19 protein-coding genes are annotated in these 19,993 nt (G+C 38.9%); 15 read left to right on the top strand and 4 right to left on the bottom strand.

Features of this window, described 5'->3' with window-relative positions; genetic code table 11:
- Nucleotides 1-29 precede the first annotated feature (29 nt).
- A complete protein-coding gene (locus ABD005_RS17625; RefSeq protein ID WP_343819044.1) occupies nucleotides 30-773 on the bottom strand; it encodes a hypothetical protein in 744 nt (247 codons plus the stop codon).
- A 160-nt stretch (nucleotides 774-933) separates the two neighbouring features.
- On the opposite strand from ABD005_RS17625, the gene murI reads away from it, so the two are divergent.
- From murI to ABD005_RS17580, 9 genes are all read left to right on the top strand, one after another.
- Nucleotides 934-1,740 carry a glutamate racemase gene (gene murI, locus ABD005_RS17620; RefSeq protein WP_343819068.1) on the top strand — a complete coding sequence of 269 codons (807 nt, stop codon included), beginning with the start codon at nucleotides 934-936 and terminating at the stop codon, nucleotides 1,738-1,740.
- A gap of 349 nt (nucleotides 1,741-2,089) precedes the next feature.
- Nucleotides 2,090-3,277, top strand: a complete 1,188-nt coding sequence (metK, locus tag ABD005_RS17615) for a methionine adenosyltransferase (protein ID WP_215979319.1) — start codon at nucleotides 2,090-2,092, stop codon at nucleotides 3,275-3,277.
- A 180-nt stretch (nucleotides 3,278-3,457) separates the two neighbouring features.
- Nucleotides 3,458-4,198 (top strand): 16S rRNA (uracil(1498)-N(3))-methyltransferase, encoded by a 741-nt coding sequence (gene rsmE / locus ABD005_RS17610; RefSeq protein ID WP_215979320.1) that lies wholly within the window; start codon nucleotides 3,458-3,460, stop codon nucleotides 4,196-4,198.
- A 25-nt stretch (nucleotides 4,199-4,223) separates the two neighbouring features.
- On the top strand, nucleotides 4,224-5,186 hold the full coding sequence (gshB, locus tag ABD005_RS17605) for a glutathione synthase (RefSeq protein ID WP_343819042.1): 963 nt from the start codon (nucleotides 4,224-4,226) through the stop codon (nucleotides 5,184-5,186).
- A 90-nt stretch (nucleotides 5,187-5,276) separates the two neighbouring features.
- Entirely contained in the window at nucleotides 5,277-5,936 is a 660-nt protein-coding gene (locus tag ABD005_RS17600) for a YqgE/AlgH family protein (protein WP_343819040.1), read from the top strand.
- Between the two features lie 144 nt (nucleotides 5,937-6,080).
- Complete coding sequence (gene ruvX, locus ABD005_RS17595) at nucleotides 6,081-6,527, top strand: Holliday junction resolvase RuvX (protein WP_215979323.1); 447 nt, start codon at nucleotides 6,081-6,083, stop codon at nucleotides 6,525-6,527.
- Between the two features lie 110 nt (nucleotides 6,528-6,637).
- Nucleotides 6,638-7,663 (top strand): AEC family transporter, encoded by a 1,026-nt coding sequence (locus tag ABD005_RS17590; RefSeq protein WP_343819037.1) that lies wholly within the window; start codon nucleotides 6,638-6,640, stop codon nucleotides 7,661-7,663.
- A 417-nt stretch (nucleotides 7,664-8,080) separates the two neighbouring features.
- Nucleotides 8,081-8,536, top strand: a complete 456-nt coding sequence (locus ABD005_RS17585; protein WP_343819036.1) for a DUF4124 domain-containing protein — start codon at nucleotides 8,081-8,083, stop codon at nucleotides 8,534-8,536.
- A gap of 158 nt (nucleotides 8,537-8,694) precedes the next feature.
- The gene (locus tag ABD005_RS17580; protein WP_343819034.1) at nucleotides 8,695-9,426 is read left to right on the top strand and encodes a DUF2982 domain-containing protein; all 732 of its coding nucleotides are present in this window, start codon (nucleotides 8,695-8,697) and stop codon (nucleotides 9,424-9,426) included.
- A gap of 79 nt (nucleotides 9,427-9,505) precedes the next feature.
- Here the strand turns inward: ABD005_RS17580 and ABD005_RS17575 are convergent, their stop codons facing one another.
- The gene (locus tag ABD005_RS17575; protein ID WP_343819032.1) at nucleotides 9,506-10,465 is read right to left on the bottom strand and encodes a LysR family transcriptional regulator; all 960 of its coding nucleotides are present in this window, start codon (nucleotides 10,463-10,465) and stop codon (nucleotides 9,506-9,508) included.
- Nucleotides 10,466-10,611: 146 nt separating this feature from the next.
- On the opposite strand from ABD005_RS17575, the gene ABD005_RS17570 reads away from it, so the two are divergent.
- Nucleotides 10,612-11,145, top strand: a complete 534-nt coding sequence (locus ABD005_RS17570) for an NADPH-dependent FMN reductase (protein WP_343819031.1) — start codon at nucleotides 10,612-10,614, stop codon at nucleotides 11,143-11,145.
- Between the two features lie 248 nt (nucleotides 11,146-11,393).
- Entirely contained in the window at nucleotides 11,394-12,656 is a 1,263-nt protein-coding gene (lysA, locus tag ABD005_RS17565) for a diaminopimelate decarboxylase (RefSeq protein ID WP_343819029.1), read from the top strand.
- Between the two features lie 90 nt (nucleotides 12,657-12,746).
- On the opposite strand, the gene ABD005_RS17560 is transcribed toward lysA, so the two are convergent.
- Both ABD005_RS17560 and ABD005_RS17555 read right to left on the bottom strand, forming a co-directional pair.
- Nucleotides 12,747-13,100, bottom strand: coding sequence for a rhodanese-like domain-containing protein (locus ABD005_RS17560; RefSeq protein WP_252738817.1), 354 nt, complete (start codon nucleotides 13,098-13,100; stop codon nucleotides 12,747-12,749).
- Between the two features lie 134 nt (nucleotides 13,101-13,234).
- The gene (locus ABD005_RS17555) at nucleotides 13,235-13,429 is read right to left on the bottom strand and encodes a YgaP family membrane protein (protein WP_215979380.1); all 195 of its coding nucleotides are present in this window, start codon (nucleotides 13,427-13,429) and stop codon (nucleotides 13,235-13,237) included.
- 373 nt (nucleotides 13,430-13,802) lie between these two features.
- Here ABD005_RS17555 and ABD005_RS17550 point away from each other — a divergent pair, with 373 nt between their 5' ends.
- The 4 genes from ABD005_RS17550 (at nucleotide 13,803) to ABD005_RS17535 (ending at nucleotide 19,792) form a co-directional block, all read left to right on the top strand.
- Complete coding sequence (locus ABD005_RS17550) at nucleotides 13,803-14,105, top strand: ArsR/SmtB family transcription factor (protein ID WP_215979330.1); 303 nt, start codon at nucleotides 13,803-13,805, stop codon at nucleotides 14,103-14,105.
- 45 nt (nucleotides 14,106-14,150) lie between these two features.
- Nucleotides 14,151-17,711: an efflux RND transporter permease subunit gene (locus ABD005_RS17545; protein ID WP_425544916.1), complete on the top strand. Its 3,561-nt coding sequence runs from the start codon at nucleotides 14,151-14,153 to the stop codon at nucleotides 17,709-17,711.
- Nucleotides 17,708-18,784, top strand: a complete 1,077-nt coding sequence (locus ABD005_RS17540; RefSeq protein ID WP_343819028.1) for an efflux RND transporter periplasmic adaptor subunit — start codon at nucleotides 17,708-17,710, stop codon at nucleotides 18,782-18,784. Before ABD005_RS17545 ends, ABD005_RS17540 begins: the two co-directional genes overlap by 4 nt.
- 210 nt (nucleotides 18,785-18,994) lie before the next feature.
- Entirely contained in the window at nucleotides 18,995-19,792 is a 798-nt protein-coding gene (locus ABD005_RS17535) for a DUF481 domain-containing protein (protein ID WP_343819026.1), read from the top strand.
- The last annotated feature ends 201 nt before the right edge of the window (nucleotides 19,793-19,993 follow it).

The raw sequence follows: 19,993 nt of genomic DNA, 5'->3' as shown, positions 1-19,993 counted from the left end.
TTTTTAAGCTATATTACTAAGCGATATTGCTAAGCTATATCGCCAAGTACTTCGTTAATCGACTTGTGATAATAAGTTGCAATGACTAATACACGCTGTAATTCACGATTAGCTACCTGTGCTTGAGCACGACAAATAGCAGCGACGCCTTTAATGACTTTCACATAATTATCGTGGTTTGTACTTTGTTGCTTTTGCTCTATTTCAATTAAAGCAAATAACGCACTTAACTCATGATTAGACAGTGCTTTTAGATTTTTATTAACGCATAAGTAAAGCTCAACTGGGGTTAAATTCTCATTGTCTCTTTGACATAAACCATTACATAACGCTTCATTACTTTCAAATAACATCATAGAGCGCAAGTAATTACACGGCGGCTCTATTGCATGAATTTGTGTTGATGAGCCAGCGAGTAAATAGTGCAAAACATTGCGTTGCTGCGCATTGGTTTTATTAAAGTTGCCAGCTAATTGTAAGGCTGGCGTAAAAAAACTTAATAAATCGCTACTCGTTAATAGCGCAATCAATGCAAGTGGTAAGCCCTTCCCTTTGATTAGTTTTGTGACTATTGCTTGGTAAAAGCCAAATTTAACCGCACTTTTTTGACCTTGCTGATAAAGAAAAGCAAGCTGGGCCATGTTTTCTGGCTCGCTAGAAGCTAAATAATGCTCAAGCAATGGGTCAACATGGTCACTTGTTGATAAAGCGGTATTTGTTAATTCTGCGCCACTTGTTAATAAACGAATAAAGGTTTGCATATTTTGCTTCATTATTTTCCCTTATAATGCAAAGAACCAAGTTAGCTTAAGCTAAGCTATCAGTAATATTTTGTTTACTTCTATTTTTGTTTACTTCTATTTTTGTTTACTTCTATACCAATAAAGCCATACAATTTAGCCTATCCCATAAGCCTAAGAAAGATCTAAAGTTATTAATATCCCCAGCCAACATAATAATTCGCAAGCCATAGGCGTATTTGACTCAGGTGTCGGTGGACTTTCTATTGCAAAATGTATTGCTAAACAGCTGCCCCATGAAAACCTTATCTATGTCGCTGATAGTTTACATGCGCCTTATGGTGAAAAATCAATCCAGTTTATTAACGAGCGTGTACTTTATATTGCAGAACAATTAATCCAAAAAGAGATTAAAGCATTAGTTGTAGCTTGTAATACCGCAACCGTTAATGCCATTGAGCAATTAAGAGCTAGGGTATCAATTCCGGTTATTGGCGTTGAGCCAGCAATAAAACCAGCAACGAAATTTAGTTTAACAAAAAAAGTAGCGGTATTAGCAACGCAAGCCACCAGTACTAATCTACGCTTTCAAAACTTAATCGCCCAACATCACAATGGCGCAGAGGTATTAATTCAACCTTGCCCAGGCTTAGTCGAGTTTATCGAGCAAGGTCAACAAAATAGTGCCGCCTGTCAGCAACTATTAAAGCGCTATATTGAACCACTACTACATAAAGGTGTTGATACACTTGTATTAGGTTGTACCCATTATCCGTTTCTCTTAACGCAAATAAATGACATTACCGATAATAAAATAATGATTATTGAAACGTCTGCACCTGTAACCTTGCAATTAAGTCGTCAACTAATACAAGCTAATTTAGCTGCAAATAATCAACAGCAAGCGCAATATAGTTTTTACAGCTCGGCAGCAACTTTGCAGCAACAAAAGCTAATGTCATCTTTGTGGGAGCAACCGATCACTTTACAGTCATTATAATTGTTAAATAGCGATAAAAATTGTTTAAGCTGCACTCATAGAAAGTTTTTGTATTATTGGCTTAAATCCCCCCCTAAAGAGCCCTCCTGTATAATTCATCTAAATTGTTCACCAAAGTGATTTACCTAGACTATTTATCAAAACTATTTATAAAAACTATCTCTCAATACTATCTACCTAGATAATCACCGGCTAAATAAACATTTACATAAGACGTTTAGACGTCTAGGCGTAAAAAAGTAGAAATAATGTTATCTAACGTGTATCATTCGCGTTATTGAACTATTTTTAGAGTTTGTAAGTATCTTTATAAACTTTTTATAACCTTGTTAAATACTGCTGAGGATTTATGTCTAGACATTTTTTTACTTCTGAGTCTGTTTCTGAAGGACATCCTGATAAAATTGCCGATCAAATTTCTGATGCGGTACTCGATGCGATTATCGCCAAAGATAAAAACGCCCGTGTTGCCTGTGAAACTATGGTAAAAACCGGTGTTGCCATTATTTCAGGTGAAGTATCAACTGATGCATGGGTTGATTTAGAAGCTTTAACACGTAATGTGATCAGCGAAATTGGTTATACCTCGTCTGATGTTGGCTTTGACGGCGAAACTTGTGGCATTATGAACTTAATTGGCCAACAGTCTCCTGAAATCGCTCAAGGTGTTGATCGCCAAAGCCCAGAAGAGCAAGGCGCTGGTGACCAAGGATTAATGTTTGGTTACGCAACTAACGAAACACCAACCTTAATGCCTGCACCACTTTATTATTCGCACCGTTTAGTAGAGCGTCAAGCTGAAGCACGTAAATCAGGAATTTTACCTTGGTTACGTCCTGATGCTAAATCACAAGTAACCTTCATTTATGAAGATAACAAACCGGTAGCAATTGATACCGTTGTACTTTCTACTCAACATAACCCAGACATTAAGCAAGAAGACTTAGTCGATGCGGTAATGGAAAACATTATTAAGCACACCCTTCCTGCTGAGTTATTAACACCTGAAACTAAATATCACATCAACCCAACGGGTCGTTTTGTTATTGGTGGTCCAGTAGGCGATTGTGGTTTGACCGGTCGTAAAATTATTGTTGATACCTACGGTGGTATGGCTCGCCACGGTGGTGGTGCTTTCTCAGGTAAAGATCCATCAAAGGTAGACCGTAGCGCTGCTTATGCAGGTCGTTATGTTGCTAAAAACATTGTTGCTGCAGGTCTTGCTGAACGTTGTGAAATTCAAGTTTCTTATGCTATTGGTGTTGCTGAGCCAACGTCAATTTCAATTGATACTTTCGGTACAGGTCAAGTATCAGAAGAGCGTTTAGTTGAATTAGTACGTGAACATTTTGACTTACGCCCTTACGGCATTACTAAAATGTTAGACTTGTTACACCCTATGTATCAACAAACTGCAGCATACGGTCACTTTGGTCGTGAACCATTTGAAATGACAGTAGGCGATGACACTTTTACAGCATTTAGCTGGGAAAAAACTGACAAAGCTGACGATTTACGTAAAGCAGCGGGTTTATAAGTCACAACTAGCCCTATGCTAATTTAGTGCCGTTACTAGCACAAATATAGGCCACAAAATAATATTACCGAACGCTACATTGCTTTATTGAATGTAGCGTTTTTTTATTGCCTAACGAGTTGTTTTTTCTCACCTCTGCCCCTATGTTATGGGTAACTATTCCTTATTTTGCCCATTGCCATGTCTAATCCACGTATTTACCAAGCTGATCCGTTTATTATCAATGAAACGGTGAAATTATCTGATGATGCCTTCGGTCATTTAATTCGAGTATTGCGTTTAACTACTGGTGATTTAGTAACCTTATTTAATGGTCGTGAAGCCGCGCAATACCAAGCAGAAATTACTCAGGTCAGTAAAAAAGAAGCCAGTGTGGTTATTCATGAGAAAATTATTGTTGAAAACGAATCACCGCTGAACATTCATTTAGGGCAAGGGATTTCACGCGGTGATCGCATGGACTTTACCTTGCAAAAGTCGGTAGAACTTGGCGTAAATACCATCACGCCTTTGTTTACTGAACGCTGTGGCGTAAAACTTAACGGTGAGCGGTTAGAGAAAAAGCGTCAACAATGGCAAAAAATTGTCATTAGCGCCTGTGAACAAAGTGGTCGCTGTTTTGTACCACAAGTTACTCAACCAATATTACTCAATGAGTGGCTAGGGCAAGAAACATCGGCATTGAAAATTAATTTACACCCAAAAGCTGAGCACTCCATTATGGGATTACCACTTGAGAGTAGTGACAATCGCGTGAGATTACTTATTGGCCCTGAAGGCGGTTTAAGTGATGAAGAAATAAAACAAGCTAATCAAGCAAACTTTCATGATGTATTATTAGGCCCTAGAGTGTTACGCACTGAAACCGCAGCACTCACCGCGATTACCGCATTACAATGTCGCTATGGCGATTTAGCGTAAACACAACTTTAAGAGCAGGATAAAAATGACAAATACTAAACAAATAAAACTTGGCGTTGTGATGGACCCTATTTCGCAAGTCAAAGTAGCTAAAGACTCGTCAATGGCAATGATGCTTGAAGCACAATCTCGTGGTTACGAGCTTTACTACATTGAAATGAAAGACTTATACCTTGATCAAGGCCGCTGCTTTGCCACCACCCATAAAGTGAAAGTGTTTGACGATAGCAATCATTGGTATGAACTTTCTGACCCACAAGATATTCCATTAAGCGACCTTGATGCTGTTTTAATGCGCAAAGATCCGCCTTTCGACACTGAGTTTATTTACGCCACCTACATGTTAGAGCGCGCTGAGGTTGAAGGCACGTTAATAGTGAACAAACCACAAAGCTTACGTGACTGTAATGAAAAACTGTTTACCGCTTGGTTTAGTGACTTAACACCGCGCACTTTAGTAACTCGTAGCAGTGATAAAATTCGTCAATTCCACCAAACTGAAAAAGATATTATTATCAAACCACTTGATGGCATGGGTGGCGCGTCTATTTTCCGTATCAAAGAAGAAGATGCTAACGTGGGCGTTATTATTGAAACCTTAACCAACCATGGTCAGCAGTATGCTATGGTGCAAGAATACATGCCTGAAATTGTAGATGGCGACAAACGTATTTTAATTGTTAACGGCGAGCCAATGCCATACTGTTTAGCACGTATTCCAGCGACTGGTGAAACTCGTGGTAACTTAGCCGCTGGTGGTAGAGGGGTTGCACAACCCTTAAGCGAGAGCGATAAAGCGATTGCCGATGCCATAGCACCAGAGCTTAAAAAGCGTGGCCTCTATTTTGTTGGCTTAGATGTTATTGGTAATAAAGTGACTGAAATTAATGTCACTAGCCCAACCTGTATTCGTGAAATTGAAGCCGCGTACGATATTAATATTAGCGGTAAATTAATGGATGCAATAGCAGCTAATGTTCGTAAATAACCACATGTAACTAGCTTAACAGTACGTAATAAAACGTAAAACTCATAATATAAAATAAACAGCCTACATAAGTGCTTATTAGAGGTGGTAATGACCAGTTTTCAAAATCAATTTTTAATCGCTATGCCCTCACTAGATGACGGTTATTTTAATAAAACCGTCACTTATGTTTGTGAGCATAATGAAGAAGGCGCAATGGGCTTAATCATTAACTTACCCGTTAATATTACACTTGGCGACTTACTCAAACAAATCGATGATGAAGATGAACAACGCCCAGTAAGAGAACTTAGTGACAGCACAGAGCCTAATGAAACATTCTTAGCTGATAACGATGAAAGTCCTGAGCCTAGCCCTAGCGAAGTGCTAGCAGATACCACCAATAGTCTAGAGCAACTGGTGCTTTCTGGCGGCCCTGTAGGGCAACAACGCGGCTTTGTTTTACATAGCACTCAACCAGGCTGGAGCAGTTCATTAGCACTCAATAAAGAGTTAATGATAACTACCTCGAAGGATATTTTATTAGCATTAGGCACGAATAAAGCGCCTGAAAAATTTATGGTGACACTAGGCTATGCTAGTTGGGGGCCAGGACAACTTGAGGAAGAAATTCAAAATAACTCATGGTTAACCGCACCAGCAGATAATGACATAATATTTAATACCCCTATTGAGCAACGTTGGAAAAAAGCAACCAACAAGCTCGGTATTGATTTAGCGCATTTATCTAACGATGTAGGTCACGCCTAACAGGTATATTGTTACTCCTGCTTAAGGGCACTCTTACTTAAGGTCATTCTCGCTGAAAGTCATTCTCGCTAAACATTACTTTCATTAACACTATTTTCGTTATCACACGCTAGCTAGCGTATTAGCGTAATACTAGGTCATTAAATGTCTAAAAAAACAAAAACAGCTATCGGTCAGCGTACTATTATTGGCTTTGATTTTGGGAAAAAGTATATTGGCGTTGCCGTTGGACAAGAGATTACTGGCAGCGCAACGCCATTGGGCTCAGTAAAAGCTAACGATGGCATTCCCCATTGGGAGCAATTAACTGCTTTTTTAACCGAGTGGCAACCCGATATTATTGTCGTTGGTCTACCGTTAAATATGGATGGCAGTGAACAGCAACTTACCTTAGATGCCAAAAAGTTCGGTAAACGTGTTTTCGGGCGCTTTGGTATTCCGATTGAATATCAAGATGAACGCTTAACAACTGCTGACGCCAAAGAACAATTATTTGCTCGTGGCGGTTTTAAAAATTTAAAAAAAGATAATATTGATGCTGAGTCAGCGCGACTGATTATTGAAAGCTATTTAGAACAACAGTATGAGTAAGCACTTAACTTATTTAACTTTTCACAAAGTTTATAACGTTTATTACGCTGCTTTACGCGCTATTTTTTCACTACGTAACTTATACTCAACACCACAAAAATTAGTTAGCCATGACTGAAATTATCACAATTATTCTGCCACTTATTTTAGTGGCTCTACTCGGTTTAATTTGTGCTAAAAGTCAGTGGTTATCGCGCCAGCAAATTGAAGCACTCAGTAAATTCACCTTCTTTGTTACTATTCCTGCTTTTTTATTCTACCAAATGAGTCACGCTGATTTTAATCAGCCAATTAACCTTGGTTTATTTGCCGCATTTTATTTGCCGGTACTTATTTGTTATGGCTTAGCTTGGTTTGTGAATAACTCAATCACCTTTGAGCGCAGTAAGTTAATCGCTAGTAAGCGAGCTAAAAACGAGTTAGGCGCAAATAAATTAGAAAACACTAGCACCGTCTCAAGTAATATCTTAGCCAAAAAACGTCATAGCGCTTCGGCATTATTCGCCCTTGGCGCGAGTTACTCTAATACCGTCATTATCGGCTTACCTGTTTTATTACTTGTTATAGGTGAGCAAGTGATCACCACCGTTTTTTTAATTGTGACCTTTCACAGCGCCTTACTTTTTCTGCTAACGAGTGTTATTACCGCTAGATCGAGTAATGACCTTTTTCGCTGGCAAAGCTTTGTAATCAATAATGTAAAAAATCCACTTATTTTAAGTATCACTTTAGGGGCATTAGTTAATGTATTGGCTATTGAGCTACCGCCAAGTATTAATGATACCTTGCACTTACTCGGCAAACCTGCGATTACCCTCGCCTTATTTGTACTTGGCGCTTCATTAAGCTTTTACACCATTAGCGGAAAACTGAAACTGCTTTACCTTGCAACGCTTACTAAACTGGTACTACTGCCCTCTCTTGTTTGGTTTTTCGCCAGTATTGTTTTTAATTTGTCGGAATTTACCACCACCGTTTTAGTAATACTAAGCGCCAGTCCAACTGGGGTTAATGCCTATTTAGTCGCAAAAAATGAAAAGCAACAACAAGCCGTGGTTGCTGGTACCGTGGTCATGAGCACAATATTTAGTATTATTACCTTGCCACTGTGGTTGAGCTTATTGCTTAACGTTTGAATAACCGCGACTGTGTGAGTATTCATTTATAAGCAGTATTAACTGATAAGTAGCACTGACTTTTACCAAAGCAGACTTAAACCAAAACAGACTATTGCTTAATGAGATAAATATCTACGGAAGGTTTATTGTTATCAAACCGCCTTGTTACTTTTCTTTCCTTGGTAATCCCTCAATCTACTAAGCGCTTGTAAACGAGGTAATATTACACAATGCGCATTTAATGGATATGAGCTTTAATACTCTGTTTTGATATACTCTACTTAGCTGCATTTACTTATATAGGCTTACTTTTTTCCGTATTGCGCTTTAAAAAAACCTTAGACTAACTTACTATGTTCTCAATCTAAGAACATTGGGTTAACACTTTACTGGTAATAAGTACCTAATAGATAAGTATTTAAGGGATTAAACATAATGATAAAACTTACGCTACTACCTGCCACTTTATTATGCTTAAGTATCGGCATAATGCACAACGCTAATGCTGAGATTTATACTTGGGTAGATGAAAACGGTAAAACACATTTTAGTGACAGACCATTCCCCGAAAACGCCACTAAAACGACAGTAAAAACAATTACCCCAAAAAGCCATAATAGTGTTGCTGTAGAAAACAATAAAGACAGCCAATGGCAAAAAGATTACCAGTTAGCGCAAAAGAAAAAAGCCGAAAAAAAAGAGCAAGAGAAACTTAAAAAACAAGAAAATGAAGACACATGTAAAGAACTAAAACGCCAATTGGCTATGCATAACCAAAATGGGAGAACTTATCGCTTAGATGATAATGGCGAACGAAACTACCTAACATCAGAGCAAATTGATAAAGAAAAAGCTCAACTATCAAAAGCGCTAAAAAAACATTGTCGCTAACAAACGCTGGTCACTAAGCAGCGAAATACTTATAGCTATTACTGTTGCTAGGGCTTAACTGTTGATAGGCCTTAACTGTTGATAGGCCTTAACTGTTGATAGGCCTTAAATAAATAATTGAGTGAACTAAACGCTATGGTTAACCCTGTAGGAAAATGATGCCAGAGCCACTTCCAATCATAAAAATAAAAGCACAAGCAAACCATCACGCTTTATTTTTGATAGTCCTTGGCTTAACGCTTTTCATGGTGCTATTAATCATCGCACAATGGTATTGGCGGCAATTTCAGCTGGTGATGGTGTTCGCTTATTTAACTTCCTTAGTCATTACTATTGCAGGAGTTGTCAAGCGACTAGAGCCACAGTTTAGCTTTAGTTTAACTCCTGATCACATCACTTATCATCACAGATATGGTCAATGGCGACTGCATTGGCAACAAATCCACCGTATAAGTATCGTCAGTGAAACCGTGGCATTGGAGCATATACAACTCCCCTACATTGGTATAAAACTGGTAAATATTGAGCAATTACTAGCGCAAATATCGCCACGTATGGCGAACCGCCTTATTCACGAGCAAAAACCACTCATTAGTTTTGCTATTCGCTATCAACTGATGGCGCTTAAGCAAGGTATTCTTCATTTTGAGCCTTATAAACTCAGTGATGGCACCACCATCTCTGGCCCCTTGGCAGCCTTTCTTTATCACTGCCAAGCACTCGACGCTGCATTTGGTTACCATTTATTTATTCCCGCTACGAGCGTAGACAGAGACTTACCTCAATTTTCAGCACTGTTATTAGACTGTAAAAGGGCTTCAGCACATTATCAAAGTAATACCGATGCAACTGATAGCAACACCGATGACAACGGCACTGATGAAAAATAGTTTAATTCATTTTGGCTGATCTAAGTTTATCTGAGCTTCGCTTATGTTATTCAACCTGATCTCAGATTAATAAAGATACTTATTTTGCCGAGTTCAGTTTCCCCCCCTTTGGCATATTTTTTACTAATAAATCAATAAAGCTTCTCACCTTAGGCGATAAGTGCTTTCTGCTCGGGTAAATAGCATAAACATTGATAATAGGGGCAGGATAATCTTCAAATAACACTTCTAGCTCGTTATTCTTCATCGCTTGCGCCATTGCAAATTCAGGCAAACGACAAATACCTTTATCCGCTAATACCATAGCTAGCTCCATACTGGCACTGTTGCAAAGTAACTTACAATGAACATCAACGTATATGTCATCACCACTTTTATTTTGGTAGTGCCACCTGTTTGGCGCTGTTAAATTGCTATAACAAATACATTGATGCTCAACAAGCTGCTCTGGTCGTGTGGGCCAACCTGCTTTAGCTAAATAAGCTTTACTAGCTACGGTATAGCTTTTACAGCGATAAATACGTCGAGAAACTAAACTTGACTCAGCCAGTTTATCTGTTGCTCTGATCACTAAATCAAAGCCATCTTGAATTAAGTCTACTTGGCGATCATTCAAATCAAGTACTAAATCAACCTCTGGATATAAACGCATATAATCTGAAATAATATTATGCAAATGCTCTTGTGAAAATGAGATAGGACAGCTTATTTTGAGTGTGCCGTGAGGTGTAAGCTGACTTTGATTTAAGGTCGCCATAGCACCTTGAGCATCTAGCACAAGCTGTTGACACTGCTCAAAGTACACACGCCCTTCAGGAGTTAAGCTAATTGAACGTGTTGTTCTATTAAGCAAACGAACTCCCAAGCGACTTTCCAGCTTATTGATTTCTTTACTAATATAAGAGTTAGAATGGCCCGTTGCAGTGGCAGCGCTTACAAAACTCCCACTGTTCACCACCTGAGTAAAAATAACAACACCATCAAATAGCTGTGTTGCCTTACTATTACTGCCATTAAGTAGGCTATTGTTTTTATTCATCGCTTTTCGCTATTAATAGTCATATGGAAATAGTTATATGCTTTTCACGTTATTAATTACATTATATAAGTAATATATACTAGCTTTATAGTCAAAACAGCAAACAGCTGTTTGTTTATCTTATATAAACGTTAAGGAAATTTATCATGAAAATAGTCGCTTTTGCCGCCAGCAGCAGTTCAAAATCAATTAATAAACAATTAGTCAGCTATGCCGCTAATATTGCAGCGCAACAGCATAATGCTGATGTTGAAATACTAGATATTAATGATTATGAAATGCCACTATTTAGCCAAGACAAAGAAGAGCTTTTAGGACAGCCGGCACAAGCTCAGGCGTTTTACGCTAAATTGGGCGAAGCTGATGCTATTATTATTTCGTTTGCTGAGCATAATGGTACTTATACCGCAGCCTATAAAAACTTGTTTGATTGGACTTCACGTATTGATATGAAAGTATTTCAACATAAGCCGATGGTATTACTAGCAACATCTCCGGGGCCTGGCGGTGCCGCTACCGTTTTAGCACAAGCTAAAGGCTCAGCTGGATTTTTTGCTGCCGAGGTCAAAGGTTCGTTATCAATCCCAAGCTTTTTTGATAACTTTGATAGTCAAACACAAACCTTAACTAATTCTGAGTTACAAGAAAAACTCGCTCATGCCTTAGCTCAACTGGCTTAGCTCAACTGGTTTAGCTAACTATTATTTTTATTCAAAGGTTTACATAAATAGAACTCAGCTTATGTAAACCTTACTCTCACAACTTAACCACCTTTAAGGTCACCATTACGATGATGAATAGCTACTCAGATAAAAGCTCAGTGTATTGATGTGATTGTTTTCGTATAAAACAGATGAAAATGTTCATTTTTATTCAATAACACTTTACGATAGAATGTATTAATTCCTCCCCATAATTGAAAAAAAACATGACAGCCCAACTTAGTTTTCCTCATGTGAATCATGAGATGTTTGTTGAAAATGTTAGTATTGCTGATATAGCAGCACAAGTTGCTACGCCATTTTATTGTTATTCACAAACAGCAATAGAAACAAATTACACTAATTACCAACAAGCGTTTAGTGAGCAAGATGCATTAATTTGCTACGCTGTAAAAGCGAACAGTAACCAAGGCGTATTAGCAACCTTAGCTAAAATGGGCTCTGGTGCTGATGTGGTGTCAATGGGCGAAATACGCCGCGCAATAGCCGCCGGTATTCCTGCTAATAAAATTGTTTATTCTGGTGTTGCGAAAACCGCAGAAGAAATACACTACGCTTTACGCCAAGGTATTTTGCAATTCAACGTTGAGTCTGAGCCTGAGCTTGAGTTAATTAGTGAGGTGGCTACTGCATTAAACATTACCGCTGCGGTTGCTTTTCGTATTAATCCTGACGTGTGCGCACAAACCCATGCAAAAATATCAACAGGTAAAGCCGAGAATAAATTTGGCGTCCCTATTTCTAAAGCGCGTATAGCCTACAACCGCGCCGCAGAGTTACCTGGTATAAAAGTGCAAGGGGTTGACGTTCATATTGGCTCACAACTTACCAACCTAGCCCCGTTTGAAGAAGCTTATCAACGCATTGCAACTTTAGTGACAGACCTTAGAGCAGATGGCCATGACATTAGCGTAATTGATGTCGGTGGTGGTTTAGGGATCACTTATCAAGACGAAGTACTACCGAGTAAACAAGATTATGCCAATATAGTTAAAGCACAATTAAACCACTTAGGTTGTAAAATAATTATTGAACCGGGCCGTTCATTATTAGGTAATGCTGGTGTGTTAGTGTCGAGTGTAGTGTTTGTTAAACAAGGTGAAGAGCGTGAGTTTTTAATACTTGATGCCGGTATGAATGATTTGATAAGACCGAGTATGTATGACGCATATCACGGCATTGTCGCAGTGTCACAAAAAGATAAATCACTAAATACTTACGATATTGTCGGCCCTGTTTGTGAAACTGGTGATACTTTTGCGAAATCTCGTCAAATTCATCAATCAAAGGCGGGGGATTTAGTCGCCATTATGAGTGCTGGTGCCTATGGCTCTGTAATGTCGTCTACCTACAATACCCGTATGTTAGCACCAGAAGTCATGGTAAAAGGTGAGCAATTTAGTGTGGTTAGAGCTAGACCAAACTACGATGATGTTATTAACGCTGATACTATTCCACAGTGGCTGTAAACTCTGCTGATTGAATTAATAGCACACTGAAAAAGGCTAAACCACGTAATACGGTTTAGCCTTTTTACTTTATGCTATTCAAGCTAAGGCTTAGGGCTGGCAGGCGTCACATACGCCATCAAGTGGACAAGTAATCGCCACCACATTGCTATACCCTAAACGCTGTAATTGCTCGGTAGCAAAACACGCTCTAGCACCGGTAGCGCAATGCACAAAAATAGCCTGCTGTGCGTCAGGGTATAATTGCAACATTTTCATTTCAATTAAACCGCGCGGGATATTAATGGCGCCTGCTGCACTACGCTGTGCAAACTCATCAGGCTCTCTAACATCAATCAAGACCGCGTCTCCTTGGTCTATAACTTTGCGAGCATCGCTGGCGCTGGTAAAATTAATTGATTGTTTTATCTGTGCAACTAGTTCAGGAATGGTCGTTAACATCATAGTTCCTTATGATTGATATTATTTAAAAAAAGTGTTCGTTTTATGGGAGTTACTTTCTCACAACTCACCATTTTATCTTACCTAGCTTATTTTACTGGTTTATTTTACTGGTTTATTTTACCTGGTTTAACGGTTTAATGATTTTGCTTCAAACCAAATTTTTTCAACAAGGTTATCATTGGGCACCACTGCGTAAACGCTGATTGAATAAGGTTTAGCGCAATAAAACCAGTAAACCACAGCCAGTTTAATGACAGTGTTACTGCTAAATATAGTGAAATTAAAATCATAGTACCGGCGATTAATCGCAGTGCTTCATCAATTGTCATCATAACTCTCCTCAGTCTCTTTACGAGTGATTGCTTACCCCTAATGGCTCAGGGAAATATTAATACGGCGACATCCTTGTCTTTTATTACCTGTCGCTAGACACAGTAAATTGGGTTTATTAACGAATGCCACTTACTTTAAAGACCTCAAAGACCTCAAATAACATTACATTAGCTAAAACTAATATAACATATATTAGCCTTTACTAATTTAGAAAACAACTATAAACTAAATTTAAATCTGGTTAGGTTAGAAGCAGCTGATCGCTTGAGTACACCTTTTTCACCCGTAAGTGTGCGAAAAAAACATGACCCTTTGTATTAACCTGATAAATCAAAGAAGTATTTTCCTTTAGCGCAAGAGATATAAGTTATGAATATTCAAGCTGACAAATTAGCCGCCAACGCTCAAGAAGTTGCCGCTATATTAAAGCAACTCTCCAACCACTACCGACTGATGATAGTGTGTACTTTGAGCAACCAAGAGTTAACTGTAGGTGAATTAAATCAACAGGTAGATTTATCACAATCAGCCTTATCTCAACATTTAGCAAAATTACGATCAGCAAATATTGTCACTACCAGACGCGAATCACAAACCATTTACTACCGACTAGCTAACCCTAAAATTGAAAAGCTATTAGCGGTATTGCACGCTGAATTTTGCAGTGCTTAACGTTAATTATGCTTCACCTCATTTAACAAGGCTTTAGTGAAACCTATGGAAAACAAAAAATTCACGTCGAGTGTTACCTCGACCATAATGCAGCGCGTACTCATGAGCAAAGTACCGTTATTTATAATCATACTTTCTATGATTTCCGGCTTGTTAGCACTTAATTTAACGCCCCGTGAAGAAGAGCCGCAAATTGTTGTCCCTATGATTGATATCATAGTCAACGCCCCTAATATTAGTGCTAATCAAGTCGAGCGATTAGTGACAACACCACTTGAAAAGTTACTTTCGCAAGTTATTGGGGTTGAGCATGTATACTCTGTTAGCCATACTGGTCAATCTTGGGTAACCTTACGCTTTCATGTTGGTGAAAATCGAGAGCAGGCTTTATTAAACACTTACAATAAGCTCCATTCCAATACTCACTTAATTCCTAGCATTGTCGCTGATTGGCGCGTTAGCCCTGTAGAAGTTGATAACGTTCCTATTGTCATGCTAGGTCTTTACAGTACTAACGAAAAACTCATTGATGACTTTGGTTTAAAGCGATTAGCACAAGAGGTATCAACCTCATTACAAGCAATCGACAATACCAGTGAAGTGAAAATTATTGGTGGTCGTGAACGCGAAATTCAAATCAATTTACTTCCTGAACAAATGAGCGCAAGACAAGTAGCTATCACTGATATTTTTAGTGCGATTAAAGCTTCGAACACCTTAGCATCACACGGTAATATTGTTTTAAAGCGGCAATCAATCGAACTACAAAGCGGTGATGTGTTTCGAGATATTGAGCAATTAAAACAGATGCCTGTCAGCGTAATCGACGGTAGCGTTATTTTACTAAAAGACATTGCCACTATTATTGATGGACCTGCAGAACAAACTACCTATTCTTGGTTAGACCTTACACCTAAACACTCTGTAAATAATAACAATGGGCAAGTTGCTAACGATAATTTACCTATGGTTACTATTAGTGTTGCCAAACAGCGCGGCAGTAATGCTGTAACAGTGGCTAATGCTGTGCACAACAAAGTTGCCTTAATGCAGCAAAGCTTCTTTCCTGAGCATGTCAAAGTAGAAGTTCTTAGAGATTACGGACAAACAGCCAATGAAAAAGTAAATAACTTAACCACAAGTTTAGCGTTTGCAGTATTTACCGTGATTATTTTTATCGGTATTTTCTTAGGCTGGCGATCCGCCTTAGTCGTCGGTTTAGCTGTGCCTATTTGCTATGGTATTACCTTGTCGCTCGACTTACTATTTGGCTACACCATAAACCGTGTAACCCTATTCGCACTGATTTTATCACTCGGTTTACTCGTTGATGACCCCATTACTGGTGTTGATAATATTGAGCGTTACTTAAAGAAAAATACGGGTAGCGTACAAGATAAAATTGTTGGCGCTATTAGTGAAATTCGTGTACCGCTACTAATGTCAACACTGACCATAGTACTCGCCTTTTTACCGCTAGCTTTTATTACCGGCATGATGGGGCCTTACATGGCACCAATGGCTTTTAATGTTCCGCTAAGTGTTATTAGCTCTACACTCGTTGCTTTTTTAGTCACGCCTTGGTTAGCCAGTAAATTTATAAAAGCGACACCTAGCAAAGCCCAGCAAAACAATCCGCAAGATGATCAACAAGATAATCAACAAGATAATCAACAAGATAATCAGCCACTTAATCAAGCCGTTGCTGAGCCGAAGTTTCATCAGTTTTATCGAAAAATACTCACACCATTATTAGACAGCCCACGCAAAGGAAAGTTAACCTTAATCGCCGTATTAGTGATTTTTTTAATCACCGCCATGTTACCTGTAATGCGCTGGGTACCGCTAAAGTTACTGCCTTTTGATAATAAAAACGAAGTGCAAATTATGATAGATATGCCCGAAAGCGCTTCGTTAGAACAAACAGCCGCCATGGCAAAGCTCGTCAGCGCTAAAGTTCAACAGTTGCCTGAAGTGACCGCTATAGCAAGCTATATTGGCTTGCCCTCACCTATCGATTTTAACGGCATGGTACGCCAATATTATCAGCGCCATGCCCCTTACTTAGCCGATTTACGTATTATTTTAGTAGATAAAGAAAAACGCGAGCACCAATCTCATGCCATAGTACTTAGACTACGAGAGCATTTGGCACCGCTAGCTGATGCGCTGAAACTTGAACATAACGCGGTAATTAAAGTCGTTGAAGTACCGCCAGGGCCGCCGGTAATGAGTACCTTAGTGGCTGAGCTTTATGGTGATGACTTAACTCAATATCATGAACTACAAAATGCTGCGACTTTAGTTGAGCAGCGCTTAAAGCGTGAGCCTTTTGTCGTTGAGGTTGACTCAACGGTTGGCGACGAACAACCACAATTGCGCTTTATCACTGACAAAACCAAAGCAGCACTTTCAGGCGTATCAACCGATAATATTAATCAAGTACTCGATGTTGCTAATCAAGGGCAAGTTGCTGGCTTTATGCATATTGATAACGAAGCCTCCCCGCTTGCTATTAAGGTTCGATTAGCATTAAGTGAACGCGAAACCTTAGCCGACTTAAACCGCCTATCCATTAAAGGACAAGCAGGTATAGTGCAAGAAAACACTCCACAAGGAATTGAAATAGCTCCTCGTTCATTTGTTGCCTTGGGTGAGCTAGGAGAATTTGTTGAGCGCTATAGTGACAAGCCTATTTTTCATAAAGACCTTAAACCAGTTGTTTACGTAACCGCTGATATCTCAGGAAGAACACCTGGGGAAGTGATTGCTGACGTTTCTGCTGATTTATCTGCAGACTCACATGCGGACTTAGCCTCTAACTTAGTTAGTGAAAGAACGAGTTCAGCTAGCTATAACGAACAAGTGATCCATACCAATGATAACGAACAAAGCTCATGGCAAAACCGAAGCTTTTTAAATAATGGCGGCGGTGACTTATGGAGCTTGCCAGAAAATATTTCATTGGTGTGGAGCGGTGAAGGTGAATGGCGTATTACTATCAAAGTATTTAGAGATATGGGGCTTGCTTTTGTTTTTGCTTTGCTCGCCATTTACGTGGTATTGAGAGTTCAAACCGGCTCCGCCGCTTTATCCGGTATTATTATGTCGGCGATCCCGTTAACCGTCATTGGTATTATGCCGGGTTTCTTCCTGCTTAATCAGTTTGGAGAGCGCACCATTGCTGGTGCACCTGAGCCAGTACTTTTTACTGCTACTGCCATGATAGGCATGATTGCCTTGGCAGGTATCGTAGTAAGAAACTCGTTAATTTTAATTGAATTTATTAGCCAAGCTCAACAAGCTGGGGCAACGATTAAAGAGTCTCTTATACAAGCTGGTGCTGTTCGTATGCGCCCAGTTTTGTTAACCGCAGGCACCACACTACTTGGTAATTTAGTCATAACCTTAGACCCTGTTTTTAGTGGTTTAGCCATTGCTATTATTTTTGGCATTATTTCATCTACTGTATTTACATTACTTGTTGTGCCAATTGCTTATTCTTTAGTTTTTGAACCAAACAATAAAAAAAATAAAGCTAATTCACCCACTATTAACTCAACATCAAATAGCACAGCAGCAAAACAGGTTAAGGTGCCATCATGAATACAAAATTAAAAGCTACTCAAAAACACTTTAAACAATGGCTACTGCCCATTTTAGCTATTGCGCTATTAGCCTTAACCGTTGCATGGCTCGCTGGTGCTTTTAGCCACAAAATAGCGCCAGAAGTTATGCCTATTAACCCAACGGTAGTTATAAAAACAATGCCAGTAAAGTCATCTTCAGTCGAGACTTTTGAAGCGGTACCAGCGAGCATTACCGCAAAGCAAGCGACTATTATTTCTTCACGCTTGTTAGCACGCATTGATGAAATTCATGTACGCTCAGGCGACAAAATAAAACAAGGCGATGTACTCATTACTTTAGAGAGCAATGACTTGGCATCGCAAGTTATTGAAGCTCAAGAACAAGTTAATGCCACAAAAGCGCGAAATACTGAAATTAAGCAAAACTTTCAACGCGCCAAAGAGCTTTTTACTAAAGAAATGATTTCAACCTTTGAACTAGATAAGAGCAAAGCGGATTACCAAAGTAGCATTGCTCAATTAACCGCAGCACAACAAAACTTACAGCAAGCAAAAACAACTCTAAGCTATACCACATTACGGGCACCTATCAATGGCAAGGTGGTTGATCGCTTTGCAGAGCCAGGGAACACCGCACAACCAGGTAACAAGTTGCTCTCATTATACAATCCATTATCATTAAGAGTTGAAGCACAGGTACGTGAACAATTAGCGGTTAAGCTTATTGTTGGTCAATCTATTAAGGTTATATTACCTGTCGTTGATAAAACCTTAACCGGTCAAATTGAAGAAATTGTGCCTGCAGCAAATACCGGCTCTAGAACTTTTTTAATTAAAGTTAGCCTTCCATATCAAGATACAATGCTACCAGGAATGTATGCGAAACTATTAATACCCGCAGGTCGTGTCACTAAAAATTTAATCCCACAAAATGCCGTTCATCATGTCGGTCAATTAAGTTTTGTTCGGGTAGTCATTGATAACCAACCACAACGCCGTTTTGTACGTATTGGGGAAGTGAATAATAAGCGAGTATCGATAATATCAGGTTTAAGCGAAGGCGAAGTTATTGTGGTTCCTGCTACATAAGTAACCCGAGTTCAGGTTAGCTTAATTGCTAGCCTGTTTATTTCTATAATGTTATAGCTGCTACTATGCCTTAGGCGTATTCGATAGCATTGATAAAAATAAATACTATTGGTTATCTTTTTTAAAATTACATTAATCTTTTGATGAAAATTTGTTAGGATCCCCCAAAAATTACACCCTACACATTTTCTAGCCTATTTAAGGATGATCATGAACACTAAATTAACATTAGCGGCACTGTGCCTTTTACCATTAAGCACACAGTTTGCTATGGCTGAAGAAGCCCCAGAAAAACCAGCTTTAACTATGTCTGCTGAATTAGGCTTTTTATTCAAATCTGGTAACACTAAAAGCGGCGACCTTAAAGCTGGCTTTAACCTTAAACACGAACAAGACCAATGGTTAAACGTATTCGCCATTAACGCTATCGCTAAAAAACTTGAAGAAGAAAATGACGATGGCGAAAAAGAATTTGTTAGTACAGATAATAAGTGGGATTTAACCGCACAAACTAACTACTCACTAGAGCAAGACGGTAAAAACTACCTTTACGGTAGCCTTGCTTACCAACAAGACAAGTTTAGTGGTTTTGTCAGTCAAAGTTCATTGTCTGTTGGTTGGGGTCGCAAATGGTACAAAACAGAAACCAGTTCATTTTTTGCTGATATCGGCCCTGGTGTAACACACGACGTTCACCGCTCAAAAGGTGCAAGTGGTACTCCTGCGTATGTTGCAGAAACAAGTGATACCAATGCAATTATTCAAGCTCAAGCACTTTACACAAATCAACTTAACGAATTTGTTGAATTTAAACAGTACCTTGTGGCTAAACAAGCATTTGAGTCTGACAAAAACAGTATTTACAAATCTGAAACATCATTAACTGCAAAGTTAATGGACTCATTACAGTTTAAATTTGCTTTACGTGTTGATTACGATACTGAAATAGACGCTGAATATGAAAATACAAACACAGAAACATCTGTAACTTTAGTTTATAGTTTCTAATATAAACTAAAGCAGGCAATACAAGCTATACAACACTATAACTAGATGTTGTATATACAAAAAGGAGCATTTATGCTCAATGCCGATCAGTTAAGAGAATGATCGGTTGACCGATCCAAACGATCATGCAAAATCCGTAGTTAGGAAACTAACTACGGATTTTTTTTGTGAATATTGAACAAGCATTACAGACCACACTTG

This window comes from Colwellia asteriadis (assembly GCF_039523295.1).
Lineage (GTDB): Bacteria > Pseudomonadota > Gammaproteobacteria > Enterobacterales > Alteromonadaceae > Colwellia > Colwellia asteriadis.
Note: the sequence above shows the minus strand (reverse complement) of the source record. Positions and strands in the feature narration are given on the sequence as shown.